The following is a 16324-nucleotide window of genomic DNA, read 5'->3' as shown; positions in this document are numbered from 1 at the left end:
TTTTTTAGATCATTTAGTGTTTTTTTAGTGGGCAGGGTCCTGGCACCTTCCCCACGAAACACACGAAATTGCACGAAACATTTTTTAGATCATTTAGTGTTTTTTTAGTGGGCAGGGTCCTGACACCTTCCCCACGAAACACACGAAATTGCACGAAACATTTTTTAGATCATTTAGTGTTTTTTTAGTGGGCAGGGTCCTGGTACCTTCCCCACGAAACACACGAAATTGCACGAAACATTTTTTAGATCATTTAGTGTTTTTTTAGTGGGCAGGATCCCGGCGTATTTCCGCCGGGCATACCTGTAGGGGAGGGTTTCAAACCCGCCCCTGCGAATGGGAAATGGCCGGTTATTTTATCAGCCCCAGGGCCACCGCCAGGAACACCGGGCCGTTGAACAGGCCGTGGATGAAGATCCCGGTCAGGGAATTTCGGGTCTTATGGAACACATAGGGAATTATCAGCATCACTGGGACCAGCATGATCAACAGGTCCAAGCCGAACGGCAGGTGGAAGACCATCCATAAAAATGAGCACCACAGCCAGGCATGCTGGCCCGACAGCCGGCTCTGAATGTAACCCCGCCATAAAAACTCCTCACCCACGATATTGAAAAAGAACATCGGCAGCCAGGCCAGCAAATAAAATTTCTCCGCCCCGCGGAAAGGCTCCATCTGCATGAACCAGGGGGTGGTGGACAGCATCGGCGTCCCGAACCATTTTTGGGACAAAAAGAACCCGCCGAAGATGATCCCGGTGGCAACCAAGGACAGCAGCAGCCCGGCGATGGAGTATCTCCAGTCCCGGGGATCGAAGGGCCTCAGGTTAAGGGCCGAAAGCAATTGTCCCGCACCGGCGTGGCCCTCGCGTTTGGCCAGGGCCAGGGCGCAGAGAAACAGGGGGATGAACAGGAAGTATCCGGTGATGAACCAGTACAGGGCCGGGTTGAGGGAAATGTTTGCCTTTAGGAACGGCAGCAGGGTGAATAACAGCAGGTAGAAATAGGCCGTGAAGGCGGTGAATATAAGGGCGGCCCTTAACGGGGTGATGGTTTGTTTGGTCATGGCGTTAAAATTTGGATTGGGGTTGGGGTAATAATATAACAACCGGTTCATCCCCGCACGTGCGGGGCACGACCACAAACCCTGCGTTCTACCTTTTTCCCGTCTTTGTTTCAATCCACGCGCCCCCCTCTTGACCATATATAGACTATCTCAAGTTTCAATCCACGCGCCCGCGCGGGGCGCGACTGAACACCGACACGTTTCGGATAGTCAAGAAGTGTTTCAATCCACGCGCCCGCGCGGGGCGCGACGCCTGGCCGCTGGTTCCTGGTACGGCTGGCCAGCGTTTCAATCCACGCGCCCGCGCGGGGCGCGACGCCATGTGTTCACCCTGACCGGCGACCAAAACCAGTTTCAATCCACGCGCCCGCGCGGGGCGCGACTTAACTCTTCGGCTGTATGGGTATGGTCAATAGAAGTTTCAATCCACGCGCCCGCGCGGGGCGCGACGCTCGGCTTGTAAAGTCTTGTTATCCAACCGGGCAAAGATATTGTTTTGCGAAAGCATTAAAATACAATCTGCGAACCATAAACCAAATATCGTCAATCATAAAACAGCCACTATTATCAAGCATTACCAAACATTGCGAAACTACCGGGGTTTTACTGTAAGCATACGGTACGCGCAATCATACTATTTGCGGCTCCTCCACATCCACCGCAGGCTTGGCCCCCAAATGTTCTATCCTTCTTTTATAATTACTGCCCAAAAAGTAAAATCGCAGGCTATCCATATCCGGCTGAAATATTTTTAACAATCTATTTTTTAGGGCAGTCCATTGAGACGGATCAACATTGCATTCAAAAACCGAATTTTGAACTCTTGTCCCGTAGTCCTTGCAGGCTTTCGCCACTTGCCGCAGACGACGGCGCCCCTCCAGCGTCTTGGTACAAACATCGTAACTCACCAACACCATCATATAATTATCTCCAAAAGAACGGCGGATAGCCGTCAATATCACCACGCAAATATCTGGCTAATAACAAAGCCTGTAAATGCAGCAATAAACCGATAGGGGCTTTTTCCTGCAAGTAGGGATGCATTATCTCCTCCTGTTTCCTTTTCTGATAGGCCACCAACAAGGTTTTACGGGTCTCATCGTCCATTGCTACTGCGCCGGTCTCTGTGGTCTTGAAACCCTTGCCGTTTATTTGCTTTAAATTGATCAGAGACAACGCCAAGCGATCAGCTATAACCGACCTGAATTCTTCCATTAAATCCAAGGCCAGGCTGGGACGGCCCGGCCTCATGGCATGTAAGAAGCCCATCTGCGGATCAAGGCCCACGCCCTCGCAGGCCCCTACCGCATCGTGCGTCAATAAAGTATAAAGAAATGAAAGCAAAGCATTAAGCTTATCTAAGGGCGGCCGGCGGCTCCGTTCCTTCATGAAAAATGATTCTTTATCGGCAGTTATCATCCTGTCAAACAGCGAAAAATACAGCTTGGCGGTATCTCCTTCCAAGCCCCGTAAAACATCTATATCGACCGTTTGCTCTATTTTTCCTACTATATAATCCAGCCGGTCCGTAGCTTGTGAAATAGCCTTGTCTTTGTCGTTTTCTGGATGGTCGCGCATGGCCCGTCTTAAAACCGTCCGCATATTGGTCAATTTACCGGCAAGGATATTTTGAACTATTCCGACGGCTTCCTTTGGCGCTTGCGCTTTGCGGTATTGTTCCTTTCGCAATAGAATATTGCCGCTTATCGGCCCTTGCGCCCTGGTCATAAAACGGCCATGCTCGGTTAAAAAACCCACATTGACCCCGCGCTGTCCGCAAAGGCCCAGAAGAAACGGACTGCACAGCACATTGCCGAAGCAGACAATGCCGCCCAAGGTATGAATTGGAAGACGTAACTTTTCTTGGCCTTCCACCTTTACCACCACCGCCTCACCCTCCTGATGGAGATATGCCCCTTGGGTTGTAACATACAGTGTGTTAAGGAGTTTTTTCATTGTCCTCGCTTACCATGCGTTTGATGTAACGCGTTACACTCTGACGTTCGCTTGTCTGGGGCCGGCATATTTCAAGCAATGAACACCTTTCACATTTGCCTGTGTTATATTCTGGCGGCGGGGTTATACCTTTTGATATCAGTTCATGCAGGTTTCGGGCGGTGGTTTCTGCTAATTCTCTAAGCTGTTTTGTAAAAGCCATCTCTTGCCGCCGTCTGGTTGCGCCATAGAACAAAGCTCCAGCAAGGATATTAACCTTTAGCATTTCCTCCAAACATATGGCCTGGGCGCAAAGCTGTACCTCGTCAGCCTGGTGTTTTTTGGGCTTGCCACGCTTGTATTCCACAGGGAATGGTTCCCAAAGACCCTTTACACCCGGCAGTTTTACGGCAATTGTTTGGCCACTGCTGTCTTTTTCTTCTTCGGCTTTGTGAAACTCCACCATATCCGCCTGTCCGGTAAGGCCTAACTTGTGCGAGACCAAACGTACTCCGGTAGCCGCGCGTATATTCTTGCGGCTTTCTGTCCCGCCGTCATGCACTTTGTCATGTATGTCCCGGCCCTCGGCGGTGAATAGGTTTTCGGACCAAACCTGCTCTATATGTATAAGCGCGCATTGCCGGGGGCAGTAGATCAGGTGCTGCAGGGCGGAGATGGGTAGAAGGTCTTCTTCTATCAATTGTTTAAAAACCATTAACGATTTCGGGAACAAGACCCGGTAATGCTTTCTTCAAAGCATCTTCATCAAAAGGTTTGTTCGCATCATCCTTTAAAAGATCCCTTAAGCTCCGATGTACTTTAGCCGATGAAATAAGACCGTTGGGGCATGGTTGCTTATTATTGCTTTTATGTTCCCACCATATCACTTTGAGAACCTCCATACTCCCTTCCGGCCTTGCTGAAGATGCATCGTTCTCAAATAGCTTAGGCAACAATGATTTTATCACCGCTGCATCTCCATCGCTAAAACCAGTTCTGACGGCGAGCTGTGGATTCATGCTCCCATAGAAAACATAAATGCCGCTATCTACCCTATGCTTCATCCCCATTGTATCGGAAGCACGAGCTTTGCCCGATTTTTCACCACTAGCGCTTTTTGTTATTTGGTTTGATGATACATCAACCCTTGATATGCTAAAAGCTGGATGTATTGATACTGGTCCCCTTATACCAATAGATACACCTTTATCTTCTCCGGCACCTCCTTTATAGGGAAAAAGCTGTCCAAAAGCCCTGACATCAAACCATTCTTTACATGCTTTATCTTCTATGGCCTTGGGTTTCTTTTTAAAATCCAACACAGATACGGCCCTATCATGAAGGCTTTCAAATTCATCCTTTTTCCTGTCATCTGACTGGACAAAGATCACTTGTCCACTCTCTTGAAGCCTATCGCGTATCTTACGCTTTATGCAAACATCTGATATTTCACCCAGGTTTTCATAAGTTGTCCTGGGTCTGTTGCCATTGAGCGGGTCGCCATTAGGATTAGCGTTTTTAACGCTGAACACAACGGCAAAATCGATTTTGTTCGTAAGGCTCATTGTTTTTGTCCTTTCAGTTATGGTTTTATTCATTATTTTCGGTTTCGGCTTCTTGAGCAGTTTCTACTGTTTCACCTTGCGGCCAAAATGCCACACGTTGCGAATGAAACCCAAGTAGAAACTCGCCGCTTAAAGGTGAATCATCAACAAATTCAGATGTGTCAAAGTTATGCATCACATCATCAATTGTTTGATTGTACTTTTTAGCGCGATTTCCCAGCCTTGCTTTGGATGGTGCTAATGCCAACTCGATAGTTCGCCATGTGCTGCATGGTCGGTCAGCGAATCGTTGCATTAGCCGCGCAGCATTGGTTGGTCGTTTTTCGCCGGCATTGCGTAAGGCATAGCCTTCGAGGCCATCAGCGGCCGCCAGCAAACGGCCAAAAAGATAGTCCCTTGTTTTTCTCTCCGTATCTAGTGCCATTGTATAGCCCCTTTCTTTATGAAATTGTTTGTAAAGCGCACAGGTTATACCCAATGCCTTTTCCCATTCCCATGATTTGAATCCTTGCCTATGGCTCGCTCGTCTTACGCAAGATTCCACGATATCCCTGGGAAGCGGCACACCATCAACAATACAGGGCAGCAGTCGTTCGATTGTGGCCTTTTTTAGTTTATCATCAACTTTACTGCCGTATGCCGTTTCAACTATATCCCGCGGGGATGGTGCGCCAATAAATTTAATCTCCTTGCTATAGTTTTGCGGCCAGCAACATCCTTCATGCCAGGCTTTGATCCTTTCCAGATATTCAGAGCCGGTAAGCTCACGATAATATCGTATAGCCATACGGCCAGGCGTGGCCGAGTCCAACACCAATACCACGACATCGTCAGTTGGCCCAAGTTTTACAGAATATCCGGCAATATACTGATTAAACTTTATAGCCGTATTTTGGGCAACATATGACTTTTGTTCAATTGTTTCATTATCTTTTTCCTGCTTTTTAATAAGCAGCGAATAAGTATCAGCAAGGGGGTCTGGCACATCGATGGTTGAGACAGCCCAAGCCACTATTGCTTGATCGCCGTCATGTCGCCCTTGCCGTGCAATAAGCCAACGTAGAGCATGATGCGCTTTTTGTGTTACCTCAATACCGACAGTACATGCTTCTTTGTCGTCTGTAAAACGACCACGAAAGGTATAGTTAATTCCGTCATTGGACGACAACAGTTTTGCACCATCACCTGGGTATCTTATTCCTTTAGGATGATTACTAGCAATATTGATTTCTTTACCTTCAACAATGCATAAATTCTTTTCGTCAAGTATCGTAGGATAATACTCAGTCCATGATTTTTGAAGCATTTTACTTTTCCACACTTCAGAAGGCATATCGTCTGGTATTTCAACGGAAAAGCGAACAAAAGATTCAAACTGACCTTTCTTATTGGCGAGCTTAATAACCTTGAAAATTGGAGGCTCTTCTGTTTTTTTATCCCATTTCAGGGCAAGCTTCTTTTTATCATTTGCATACAATATTTTTGCATTAATAAGATCTTTTATTAGAATCCCTTTTTCAAGATATTTTAAAACAGAAGTTAATTTCTTATCCTTGGACCATTCCACCCATTTTCGCAAAGAGGCAATATATTGTACATAACCAGACTCGTTTTTCTTTTTATACGGATTACCGCCCCATTTAATATAATCACCCGCTATATATTGCAGCTTGTCACATAAAACATGCGGGGCTATTTTCGCACCAGCCTTCCCGGCTGATTCCTCTGTCACTGGTATTATTGTTGGTGCATCGTTTCTATCTATGACCGTGGCCCGCTTAAAATTGCCATCACCATCTAAAACGACACAGACCTGTGCATTTTGTATGTTATGGTACAACGGCAACAAAGGGATCACATCTCGGGGGTCAGCAATATGCCCTTTGTTGTTATCATATGTCCTCTTCAACTTTTCAATCCAGCTCATTTTCAAGGCCCTCCTCTTTCAAACCTACCGATTGGGGTGGACAGGGGATCATTTCCCTGACAAACTTTCGAATGGTGCATTCAGTAGGCTTTAGATATTCAACTACCCCGTTTACCATTATTGGTCGCCAAAACCGGCTATGCAGTTCCTTATTACCACTCTCGTCAGGATAATCAAAACCGTGAAACATAAGCCCGTAAGCTAATTCGGGGCTGTTATCATAGTATCCACTGCCCTCACCAAAAATACATGGTTCAACATATCCCTGGCATTCCCTCGTCCCTAAAAAGATGTCTTGCCTCCCCCCCTTATCCACCATTCGTTTGGCAATTGAGTAATGCTTGCCGTCAACGCGGTCATGTTCCATATCCGGCCGGAATTTATTCCATTCAAAATGTGCCCGTACCTGATATTCTACATCGGCAAGATACGTATATATTGAAAGATCGTTCCCGCCGCTGAATTTTAAGGGTTTTATGCTCTTTGACTGTGTACGGATACGTTTAATTATTCGCACTTTATCTATCACCCAAACAAAAGTCGGTTTCCAATAGATGGATTTGGCAATGCCCTTAAGTGCTTCGTAAGTCGGAATATGGTATGTGCATTTCTCTCCACCTATTTTTGTCAGCGGATCTGTAAAAAGCGCATACCGCCCTGATACTTTAAAATCAACTGTGTTGCCCATATTATATCTCCTTATGCGTTTTGGAATTTCATGTCTTGGGTCTTTTCAAGGCTTATTCCGTATTCATTACTGTAATTTTCAGCTTTGAGACAATATATGCCGGTGCCTGCTTGTGCTTCGTAAATACCGTTCGCTTCCATTAATCTTCTCATGTCCTGAGGATAAATATTTACAGAATATCTTTGTGCCCTTCTTAATAGATCAAATCGTGTCTTTACTTCAAATGCCGCGCATAGTTCACCTATCATCTTTTCACCATCCCCGTACGGCACGACAATGCCTTCAGTCGGCATGTCAATTACTTTGAATTCCTCAGCCGCAGTTTTGAATGATTGGCGTAGATTTATTGGGGGTGCTTGTCCTTTCGCTTGTATATAATTTTGAACAGCACTTCCATTCGTGGAAAGCATAGTTAACAGATCGTCATCATGCCCTATTGCTCTCGCAGACACATTAAAAGACATAATATTTGCTTGATCAAAGAAATAATACTTGTAATATCTTTCCATTGTTTTTGGGCTCAATAAATCATTGTCGAAAATGACTGGGTTTTTATGATATTCACCAAGGACTTTTTCGGCAATGTCCTTGGCCTTCCGTATTTCAGGAAGATTGCTTAGGCTTTCGTTTATCGGGTTAATAATAATAACTTCCCCTGTTTTACGAAGACCATTTCTATTACATCGCCCGGCTGCCTGGGCTATAGAATCCAAACCCGCCAAATAACGGATTACCGCACCGAAGTCAATATCGACGCCCGCTTCAATTAATTGTGTGCTTATGCAAATAACCGGCTTGGGGTTATTTATATCTAGACATGCTTTTACAGTATTCAAAATATCAATTCTATGGGCAGGGCACATATTTGTGCTTAGATGGTATACATTTTGCTCTTTGGCTTTACAAAGTTGATATATTTTTTGTGCCGCTTTTTTTGTGTTGACAATTACTAAAACACTGCCAGCGCTTTTCGTTTCTTTAATCGCCTGTTCAGCAATTTCATCATCCGACCAACCACCAGCCTTACGTTTATCTTTTACTGCTACCCGTTGCAAGTCTTTAAAAAGGCCGTGTATATCCGGCATGATTTCATGTTCTTTATCGTACTTTGCGGCACCTTTTTGATTATCCACTTTATTTAATAGCGGCTGTGTAGCCGTGCAAAAAACAACTGTTGAGCCACAATTATCTACCAGGAAGTTTATTGCATTATTGAAAAGGTGTACCGTTTTAAGTGGTATTGTTTGTACCTCATCAAATATGATAATTGCATTGGCAAGCTGGTGCATACGGCGTACACCACGCGTACCACTGGCAAACAAAGTTTCTAAAAATTGAACTGCCGTAGTAAATATTATTGGTGCATCCCAATTTTCTGAAAGCACTTTACTTTGCCAGGTATCATGTTCTGGGGTTAAGTTTGAATGATGCTCCAATATTACTTGAGTGCTTTCATTTTCTACAGATTTATATATCTTCCTTACAACTTCAGCATTTTGGTCAATGATCGACGTGTAGGGTACTACATAAATGATTCTATCCATTTCATGTTCTTTTGCATGGCTCAACGCAAACCGTAAACTAGCCAATGTTTTCCCGCCGCCTGTTGGCACTGTTAGTTGGTAGAGACCTTTCTTCTGTGCGGCATGTGCCTTGCAAGCTGCAGAAACTTTAACCCGTACTTCATCAACAACATTGATAGTTTGAAAAGACGTTATATGCTTTTCCAGTATATCAATAAGTAAATCCCATTCAGGCGTGTTAGGTTTACATCGATTAGCGGAATCGAGCCGGTCCGCATCTATCAGACAGCTAAAAAGGAAGCGTGCCAGTATACCTATATTAAACTCACGAATAAGACACGAACTTTTACCACCCATAACTTTTTGAAGGCATATCCTTAATTCTTCATGGACATCATTATCTTTAAGTAATTTCTGTAAACGATTTTTAATTACCTCATCTATTTTATCTTCTATTTCATATAGATGGGTTTGTTCACTCCGTTTTTCCATTCGTTTAGTAAAAATATCAGTTCCATCTGGCGCTAAACAATCTAATAGACCAGAATGGTGTGATGCCCCACAAAGCGCCAATACTTGAGCCAATAGTTTTTGCAGGTTACCTTCCTCTTTTAGATACCTCCATATAAGTTGTGCCCCGGCTGTTGAATGATCAATATGCCCTCTAAGTCTTGCTGCATCTACATATTCATCTTCGTCAGGATTGATCTTACCTTCGGCTGATTTTATATAATTTTGAAAGGCTTGGCTATATTTCCCAACATCGTGCGTTAAACCCATTATTTCACCAATTGTCGGCAAACCTATTTTACCGGCAAAGAGACGAGCTAAATTTGCCGTAGCCACTAGATGTTGCTCTACCGTTTGAGCACCATCATCAGAGTCTCTGTAGTGTGCTATGTATGTTTCATTCTTTTTCATCGTTCTATTTTTACCACTTAGGGGTGACAAAAACCCGCAGGCGCACCTATCCATGCCTGCGGTTTATTTTTGTAATTTAAAATATAAAACATTTACATGAAATATTATAATTTTACTATAATCTATGATATATCTAAATACGGTTTAAAGTCAATAGTATTTCTTGGTATTTTACGTTGTTTATAAAAGTTCAAAAATATCAAATTTTATTCATAAAATGCAGATATAACTACAACTTATTGCAATTTATAAACTAACACATATAAACAACCTCAAATAGCCCCCTTTCGGCCTTAAATCAGTCCCGTTTTACCTCTGATCAGTCCCTTTCACCCTCTTATCAGTCCCGTTCGACCCCCGATAGGTCCCGTTCGACCCCTTATCGGTCCCGTTCGACCCCCGATCAGTCCCGTTATGGCAAAGAACAGTCCCGTTCAACCTCTGAACGGGACCGTTCCACATGAAAACGGGATTGTTCCGCCCGGCAACGGGACCGATCACACAGGCAACGGTCCTGTTCATACCCGCATCGGCCCCGATCTGCCTGCCGGCGGAACAGTATTTTACCCTTTGTGCCCTGGTGTCTTGGTGGTTGGTCAAGGTTTTTTCACCCTCGGCCCTTTTTTGGGATGGAAGCTCCGGGGCGCTATCCCGAACTCCTGCAGTTTCTCCCCGGTCTTGCCGTAATTCCCCTCCAGGGTGCTTACCCAGCGGGCCATCTCCTCCTTGAGCGCCTTCTTGGTGTCCTGCCAGTCAATGGTGGATTGCTGCAGGGCGGCTTTGGCCCGTTCCTGTTCGGAGTTGGCGGCCTGGTAGCCGTCCAATAATTTCTGCAGATCGGCGGGGATCAGCCCCCACTTGGCGATCTCGGCCTTGTTGGCCTCGCCCCCTTTCACCAGCAGTTTGGCCCCCTCGGAAAAGTCGGCGGTGGATGATGGATACCGGCGCATGGCTCCTCCTTACATGAGTTAAAAGTTTAAAGCTGAAAGTTAAAAGAATAAAAGGCGGTTTATTATTGTAACCAAAAGCAAAAGGCGGGTTCTTAATTAGTGGCCCAGGTAATTAGGCATGTTTATACTGAAAACAATATTCCCATACTCAACCCCGGCAGTGCTGCCGTCATAGTAATAGGTTGAAATTGAATACCTTTTTTTCTGGCTCGAAGAGTCGGCGGTAAAAAAGTAATACCCGGCAGCTGGGTGCATATCGTAGGGCATGGCAAAGTCTGCATAGGGTGCATCCGCCGGCGAAGTTCCATAGGTTCCGCTATTGCATTTGATGGTCCAACCGTTAAGATAACCGTTGGTGGTGTTCCTTGCGTTGCCGTTGCACCAGGCCATATCGGCCTGGGCCAGCGAGGCCAGGCAAACCAGCGCGATGGCCAGCAGGATCATGCTTTTCTTCATATAATCCTTTCGTTAGTTTGAAATTGTTTATTGCCTTTTGCTTTTGGTGGGCGGTTTTATATTGGCCAGGATGGTTGTGTTCAAAAGCTCGTCGGTGGTCGTTCCCCGCCTGCGGCAATTTTGCTTTGGCGGGAAAAAGATCTTGTCATCCTGAGTACACTTCGAGGCATAACAGTTTGTTGGATGACAATTACCGCCTGTTCAACCTGCCAGGCAGGCAAGGCTTCCCTCGTTTGTTTTGCATGGGTCTTGCTCGGGACATGCTTTTGTTACTTTTCTGGCCTACAGAAAAGTAAGTACCAACCAAGGAAATGATATTGTTCTTTTTCTTTTTTGTGCCGCCAAAATGAAAAAGAACCAAAAAGAAAAAAGCTCGTCGCTGCACCTCTGCCCGGTGGCCGCAGACCGGCGGCCTAAATTTGACAAACTCGCTGCGCTTCAGACACTGCCAAATTATTCACGGCCTTCTTGGTTCAGCAGCAGAGCTGATGCGACCTGGGTTACGTTAACCCGTCCAATCCAAGCTTGGCCGGTTAAGCACGAACCGGTCAAGGGCCGTTCCCCGCCTGCGGCAATTTTGCAGTACCAAACCCAAGCCGGGCCGGGGAAGAATGAACCGGTCAAGGGCCGTTCCCCGCCTTCGGCAATTTTGCTTTGGCTGAAACGGGCGTGAAAATTCATTGCAGAGCAGGGCACCCCGCCCTGGTCAAGGAATTTAGCCCGGGGATATCATTCCTGCCGGTAATTGCCGGGCGGATAAGACTTCTCTTTGTTACTTTCTCTTGGTCACAAGAGAAAGTAAGGCCGGGCACTGGTGTACCAAAACCACCCTTTCCCCACTTTCTCTTTGAAGAGAAAGTTGCAAAGAGAACTGTCGCTGCACCTCTGCCCGGTGGCCGCAGACCGGCGGCCTAAATTTGACAAACTCGCTGCGCTTCAGACACTGCCAAATTCTTAACGGCCTTCTTGGTTCAGCAGCAGCGCTGATGCGACCGGACGGTTCCCTGGTTCCCCGCCTGCGGCAATTTTGCTTTGGCGGGAGCGGGCAAATACTGTTTTAAAAAGAGCACACACGTTAAATTGTTATAAACGATAGTGCTCTATTTAATAAATAATACGCTGTTATGGTTTAAATTTCATGTAAGCGAAAATCGCCCACATCTGTACCGTTGTGGTTTGTGCTATCGTAGTAAAACGATTTCTCAATCGTGGTCATACCGGCTTTTGTCACCCTTACATGGTAATAGCCCGAAGGTAAAGTTGTGCCTGGTAGGTTAATGCTAAAATTGCCCGTGCTGGTGCTGGTTGTATACCAGCCATTTTCTACCAAGGTGCAAGTGGCCCCAGCCAATGGCGGATAATTTACAAGATCCCCGTTGCGCACCATCCCATAACATACGCACCACGTGTCTGCATCTGCTGTTGTTGAAAAAACCGTCACCGCCAGTAAAACTAATGTTAGAACCAAAAATACTTTTTTCATTTTCTTTTCCTTTGTCGGTTGTTGTTGTTTTTAATATTATTAGGTAATATTATTTCTTTACATCTTAACTCCTTTCAAGGTGTTAACTGGTGCTGTAAGAGAAAGTAAAGCATGGTACCAAAACCACCCTTTCCCCACTTTCTCTTTGAAGAGAAAGTTGCAAAGTCACGCCAAAGGCGGATCCGCCTATATGGATTTACCTGCGGTGGCGGAAGAACTGTCAAGGGCCGTTCCCCGCCTGCGGCAATTTTGCTTTGGCGGGAGCGGGCGTGAAAATTCATTGCAGAGCAGGGCACCCCGCCCTGGTCAAGGAATTTAGCCCGGGGATATCATTCCTGCCGGAAATTGCCGGGCGGATAAGACTTCCGACCCCACCCTACCCTCCCCGTATCGGGGAGGGATAAAGGGAGGGGTGTCACAAGAGAAAGTAAGGCCCTGTTCCAACCCCATGAGAATATGTTAAAGATTTATATTTAACATATTTACAAACGCAAAACCTGTGCCGCACCGGCCGGCCGCCGGCAAACCCTTGTCATCCCCGGGCCTGCCAATTCCCCCCTCCCCCTTCCCAAACAAAAAAGCGGGACATAATGTCCCGCTTTTCCCCGCCTCTTCCTATAACCTCTTGGCGATCATAAATTTCCCCCGCTGTGACCAAATGTCACACAAATCCCAAAATGGCACAATATTTCCCGCCGGGCATGCATGTAGGGGAGGGTTTTAAACCCTCCCCTACGATATTGGGCCATTATATTTGATTGGCCAACCACCAATAACTATTAACTAAATTATCTTTGCGTCCTTTGCGTCACTTCGATTAAACTCAGTGCATCGCTTGGCGGTGAAAAAGCCCCGGGGTGACAAGATAGAGGATTGCACCCGCTGGGTGGCAGGGAGTGTTTTCGCAATGACTGTAATGATCCAAGTATCTTTGTGCCTTGGTGTCTTTGTGGTGAAAAGGTCTCTGTGTCCTCTGCGCCTCTCTGCGGTGAAAACCCCTATTGCCCGCCGTTGGGGTCCTCCGGCTTCTCGGAGAATATCTTCCCGAAGGAATATATCACCAGGAAAAGAATGGTGGCCCAGGACAGGGCCATGAATATCGCGCCCCACAGGTTCATACCATGCCTCCTTGTTGTGCTTGAAACCTTTCGAACTTTTTAAACTTTTTTAACCTTGAACTTATCATGCCTTCTTTCTCTTCCCCCAGGCCCGGGCCACCATGGCCGCCAGGGCCGCCCCCAGCAGGAGGATCAAGATCCTGGCCCCCCACATGTAGGGCCGGTCGGCCGGGGCTATGCCCTTCATCACCATGAACGGCCAGAACTGCTGGTAGGACCACACCCCCAGCAGGATCAGCAGATAGGCCGGGGTGACGTACTTGATGATGGGCTGGTAGATCGCCGGGATCTTCATCCGGGCCCCCTGGTGCATCTCCTCCCAGCCCTTCTTGATGCCGAACACCCAGGCGAACAGGATGATCTCGATGGTGGCGAACACCACCAGGAAGAAAGTGCCGCCCCAGAAGTCCAGCTCGTCCACAAAGCCGTGGCCCAAAAAGAAGATGGCCGGCTGGCAGGCCAGAAAGGCCGCCGCCCCCAGGGTCAGGGTGGCCTTGCGGCGGGAGAAATTGAACTCGTCCTCCAGAAAGGACACCGCCGGCTGGATCAGGGACACCGAGGAGGTGATGCCGGCGATCAGCAGCAGCAGGAACCACAGCCCGGAGAACAGCGCGCCCAGCGGCAGCTTCTCGAAGATCAGGGGCATGGTGACGAAGCCCAGGTTGAAGGTCCCGCTCTGGGCCACCTCCAGCGCCCCGCTCCCGCCGAAGAAGATGAAGGCCGCCGGGATGATGATGGAGGCCCCCAGGATCACCTCGCAGAACTCGTTGGTGGCCGCGGCCGACAGGCCGGACAGGGCCACGTCGTCGTTCTTCCGCAGGTAGCTGGCGTAGGTCAGAATGACGCCGATGCCCACCGACAGGGTGAAGAATATCTGCCCGGCCGCCTCCAGCCACACCCGGGCGTTGGCCAGCTGGGAGAAATCGGGATTCCAGACGAAGCCCAGGGCGTTCCTCACCGACAGTTCCGGCAGGGCCGGATCCGGCGTGCCCAGGGTCAGCACCCGGACCGCCAGCAGGACCCCGATGCCCAGCAGCACCGGCATTCCGTACCTGGAGAGCTTTTCGATCCCGCCCTGCAGCCCCTTATAGATGAAGAAGAAGTTCAGCAGAAAGGTGATGATGAAGAAGGTGTAGGCCGGACCCCGTCCGGAAAAAAATTGATTGTGGGCCAATCCCTGGTAGCCGGAAAGAAAGGCCTTCATGGAGGCCTGGTCGGCCGCCCGTGACAGGTGACCGCTGAAGGAGTACCAGGCATAGGCCAGGGTCCAGGACTCGATGTACAGGTAATAGATCAGGATCACGAACGGCCCCAGGATGCCGATGATGCCCAGATATTTGGCCCACCGGCCGGTCCCGTCCAGGGCGTCGAAGATGCCCGGCGCGGTGCCGTGGCCCCGCTGTCCGCCCATCCGGCCCAGGGTCCACTCCACCCACATCAGGGGGATGCCCAGCAGCAAAAAGGCCACAAAATAGGGGATCATAAAGGCGCCGCCGCCGTTCAGCACCGCCTTGGCCGGGAACCTTAGGAAATTTCCCAGCCCCACCGCGCTGCCGGCCACCGCCAGTATCACCCCCAGTTTGGATCCCCAGTGTTCTCTTTTATCAGGCATAATTGCACCCTTCTTAAAAAGATAAAAAGGTTGAAAACGTTCAAAAAGAGTAACTGACCACCTCCCAGATGGCGTATTTATTCAAACAGATATTTTCCCTTATTGTCGATGGTGACCTTGGGGACCCGGCCCGATGACTGGAACCGGTCATAGCCGGTCTTGAGGTTCTCCCAGAATCCTATCAGCGCCCCATCCCCGGCATATTCCCTTTGGAGGGCCGCGAAGTTCAGGCTGTCCAGCCTGGCCGGAAAGACATGCACCGGGATCCTGGCCTGCCCGGCGGCCCGGGCCTCCACCGCCAGGACATACAGTTCTTTGATCCTGTCGTCGGTTATGGGAATACAACCGATGGTCACGCAGTCGCCATGGATGTAGATGGAGCCCCCGGGATCGCTCCCCTTTTTGAGGATCCGGTCGGAGCGGTTGGGATAGCTGAGGCCCAGCGACAGGTGAAAACTGCTGGCCGGATTGAAATGGCTGATGTGATAAAAGCCCTCCGGCACCTGCCGGTCTCCCCGGGCCCGCTTGGGCCCCAATCCCCCGGACGAGGAGCAGATATCATAAATTTCGGCCAATTGATATCCGTTTTGCCCCGATCCCACCCAGACCTCTACCTGCTTTTCATTTTTGAATATCCGGAGGAAGATGTTGGCGGGCGGGTAGGCCAATTCCTTTTCCGAAAATTTTGCCTTAAGCAACGGCTCTTTCTCGACGAAGGCCGCCCGGACCCGGGGGTACTGTAACTGCCGTTGCTTGAAGGCCGGCTGGGCCATGGCTGCCGACGTCAGACATAGCCACAGGCTGATGCCCAGAATTATCCTTGGCCGCCTAGTCATACCTACATCTCCACAATGCACCCTGGGGTTGTCACCCTGAGAGATCCCCCGCCCGACACACTGAACGGGTGGCAATGATTCGTATCCTTAATTCTATGCACACACATTCCGCTTTCGCTTACATGTTTGGCTTCCACGAGTGCCAAAGCTTTAGCGGAGGCACTCAGCCAGCCAGACAAGCAGGTCTTCTCAGTGTGACAGATTCGGCTTTTAAACTACTAACTGTCTCCTGTATACCATATACT

General features: G+C 48.2%; 14 protein-coding genes and 1 CRISPR repeat array. Of the genes, 1 reads left to right on the top strand and 13 read right to left on the bottom strand.

Features of this window, described 5'->3' with window-relative positions; genetic code table 11:
* Positions 1-351: 351 nt before the first annotated feature.
* The 11 genes from A2273_05420 to A2273_05370 all read right to left on the bottom strand — a co-directional run bounded on the left by A2273_05420 (position 352) and on the right by A2273_05370 (position 11030).
* Positions 352-900 (bottom strand): hypothetical protein, encoded by a 549-nt coding sequence (locus tag A2273_05420; protein OGF08037.1) that lies wholly within the window; start codon positions 898-900, stop codon positions 352-354.
* A gap of 319 nt (positions 901-1219) precedes the next feature.
* Positions 1220-1515: direct repeats of the CRISPR family, unit length 32 nt; unit sequence GTTTCAATCCACGCGCCCGCGCGGGGCGCGAC.
* 179 nt (positions 1516-1694) lie between these two features.
* On the bottom strand, positions 1695-1985 hold the full coding sequence (locus A2273_05415; protein ID OGF07900.1) for a CRISPR-associated endonuclease Cas2: 291 nt from the start codon (positions 1983-1985) through the stop codon (positions 1695-1697).
* 4 nt (positions 1986-1989) lie between these two features.
* Positions 1990-3021 (bottom strand): subtype I-C CRISPR-associated endonuclease Cas1, encoded by a 1032-nt coding sequence (locus A2273_05410; protein OGF07899.1) that lies wholly within the window; start codon positions 3019-3021, stop codon positions 1990-1992.
* Positions 3005-3700, bottom strand: coding sequence for a CRISPR-associated protein Cas4 (locus tag A2273_05405; GenBank protein ID OGF08036.1), 696 nt, complete (start codon positions 3698-3700; stop codon positions 3005-3007). The genes A2273_05410 and A2273_05405 overlap by 17 nt, the downstream gene beginning before the upstream one ends.
* A 4-nt stretch (positions 3701-3704) precedes the next feature.
* The gene (locus tag A2273_05400) at positions 3705-4565 is read right to left on the bottom strand and encodes a type I-C CRISPR-associated protein Cas7/Csd2 (protein ID OGF07898.1); all 861 of its coding nucleotides are present in this window, start codon (positions 4563-4565) and stop codon (positions 3705-3707) included.
* A 25-nt stretch (positions 4566-4590) separates the two neighbouring features.
* Positions 4591-6492: a type I-C CRISPR-associated protein Cas8c/Csd1 gene (locus A2273_05395; GenBank protein OGF07897.1), complete on the bottom strand. Its 1902-nt coding sequence runs from the start codon at positions 6490-6492 to the stop codon at positions 4591-4593.
* Complete coding sequence (locus A2273_05390) at positions 6479-7180, bottom strand: type I-C CRISPR-associated protein Cas5 (GenBank protein ID OGF07896.1); 702 nt, start codon at positions 7178-7180, stop codon at positions 6479-6481. The genes A2273_05395 and A2273_05390 overlap by 14 nt, the downstream gene beginning before the upstream one ends.
* An 11-nt stretch (positions 7181-7191) precedes the next feature.
* Positions 7192-9624, bottom strand: a complete 2433-nt coding sequence (locus tag A2273_05385; protein OGF07895.1) for a CRISPR-associated protein Cas3 — start codon at positions 9622-9624, stop codon at positions 7192-7194.
* Positions 9625-9933: 309 nt separating this feature from the next.
* Entirely contained in the window at positions 9934-10224 is a 291-nt protein-coding gene (locus A2273_05380) for a hypothetical protein (protein OGF07894.1), read from the bottom strand.
* Positions 10221-10574 (bottom strand): hypothetical protein, encoded by a 354-nt coding sequence (locus A2273_05375; GenBank protein OGF07893.1) that lies wholly within the window; start codon positions 10572-10574, stop codon positions 10221-10223. Before A2273_05375 ends, A2273_05380 begins: the two co-directional genes overlap by 4 nt.
* Before the next feature lie 96 nt (positions 10575-10670).
* Positions 10671-11030 carry a hypothetical protein gene (locus tag A2273_05370; protein ID OGF07892.1) on the bottom strand — a complete coding sequence of 120 codons (360 nt, stop codon included), beginning with the start codon at positions 11028-11030 and terminating at the stop codon, positions 10671-10673.
* Positions 11031-11376: 346 nt separating this feature from the next.
* On the opposite strand from A2273_05370, the gene A2273_05365 reads away from it, so the two are divergent.
* A complete protein-coding gene (locus A2273_05365; protein OGF07891.1) occupies positions 11377-11703 on the top strand; it encodes a hypothetical protein in 327 nt (108 codons plus the stop codon).
* A gap of 1992 nt (positions 11704-13695) precedes the next feature.
* Here A2273_05365 and A2273_05360 read toward each other — a convergent pair.
* Positions 13696-15243, bottom strand: a complete 1548-nt coding sequence (locus A2273_05360; GenBank protein OGF07890.1) for a sodium:calcium symporter — start codon at positions 15241-15243, stop codon at positions 13696-13698.
* A 77-nt stretch (positions 15244-15320) separates the two neighbouring features.
* Entirely contained in the window at positions 15321-16016 is a 696-nt protein-coding gene (locus A2273_05355) for a hypothetical protein (protein ID OGF07889.1), read from the bottom strand.
* Positions 16017-16324: the final 308 nt, after the last annotated feature.

The sequence above is a fragment of the Candidatus Edwardsbacteria bacterium RifOxyA12_full_54_48 genome (genome assembly GCA_001777915.1).
GTDB lineage: Bacteria > Edwardsbacteria > AC1 > AC1 > EtOH8 > UBA2226.
This window is presented reverse-complemented; position numbering and strand designations above follow the sequence as displayed.

Bases quoted from the DNA above. Each gene is read 5' to 3' on its own strand.
- A2273_05385 (OGF07895.1), bottom strand. From the start codon at position 9,624: ATGAAAAAGAATGAAACATACATAGCACACTACAGAGACTCTGATGAT.
- A2273_05370 (OGF07892.1), bottom strand. From the start codon at position 11,030: ATGAAGAAAAGCATGATCCTGCTGGCCATCGCGCTGGTTTGCCTGGCC.
- A2273_05360 (OGF07890.1), bottom strand. From the start codon at position 15,243: ATGCCTGATAAAAGAGAACACTGGGGATCCAAACTGGGGGTGATACTG.
- A2273_05390 (OGF07896.1), bottom strand. From the start codon at position 7,180: ATGGGCAACACAGTTGATTTTAAAGTATCAGGGCGGTATGCGCTTTTT.
- A2273_05410 (OGF07899.1), bottom strand. From the start codon at position 3,021: ATGAAAAAACTCCTTAACACACTGTATGTTACAACCCAAGGGGCATAT.
- A2273_05395 (OGF07897.1), bottom strand. From the start codon at position 6,492: ATGAGCTGGATTGAAAAGTTGAAGAGGACATATGATAACAACAAAGGG.
- A2273_05355 (OGF07889.1), bottom strand. From the start codon at position 16,016: ATGGCCCAGCCGGCCTTCAAGCAACGGCAGTTACAGTACCCCCGGGTC.
- A2273_05400 (OGF07898.1), bottom strand. From the start codon at position 4,565: ATGAGCCTTACGAACAAAATCGATTTTGCCGTTGTGTTCAGCGTTAAA.
- A2273_05415 (OGF07900.1), bottom strand. From the start codon at position 1,985: ATGATGGTGTTGGTGAGTTACGATGTTTGTACCAAGACGCTGGAGGGG.
- A2273_05365 (OGF07891.1), top strand. From the start codon at position 11,377: ATGAAAAAGAACCAAAAAGAAAAAAGCTCGTCGCTGCACCTCTGCCCG.
- A2273_05375 (OGF07893.1), bottom strand. From the start codon at position 10,574: ATGCGCCGGTATCCATCATCCACCGCCGACTTTTCCGAGGGGGCCAAA.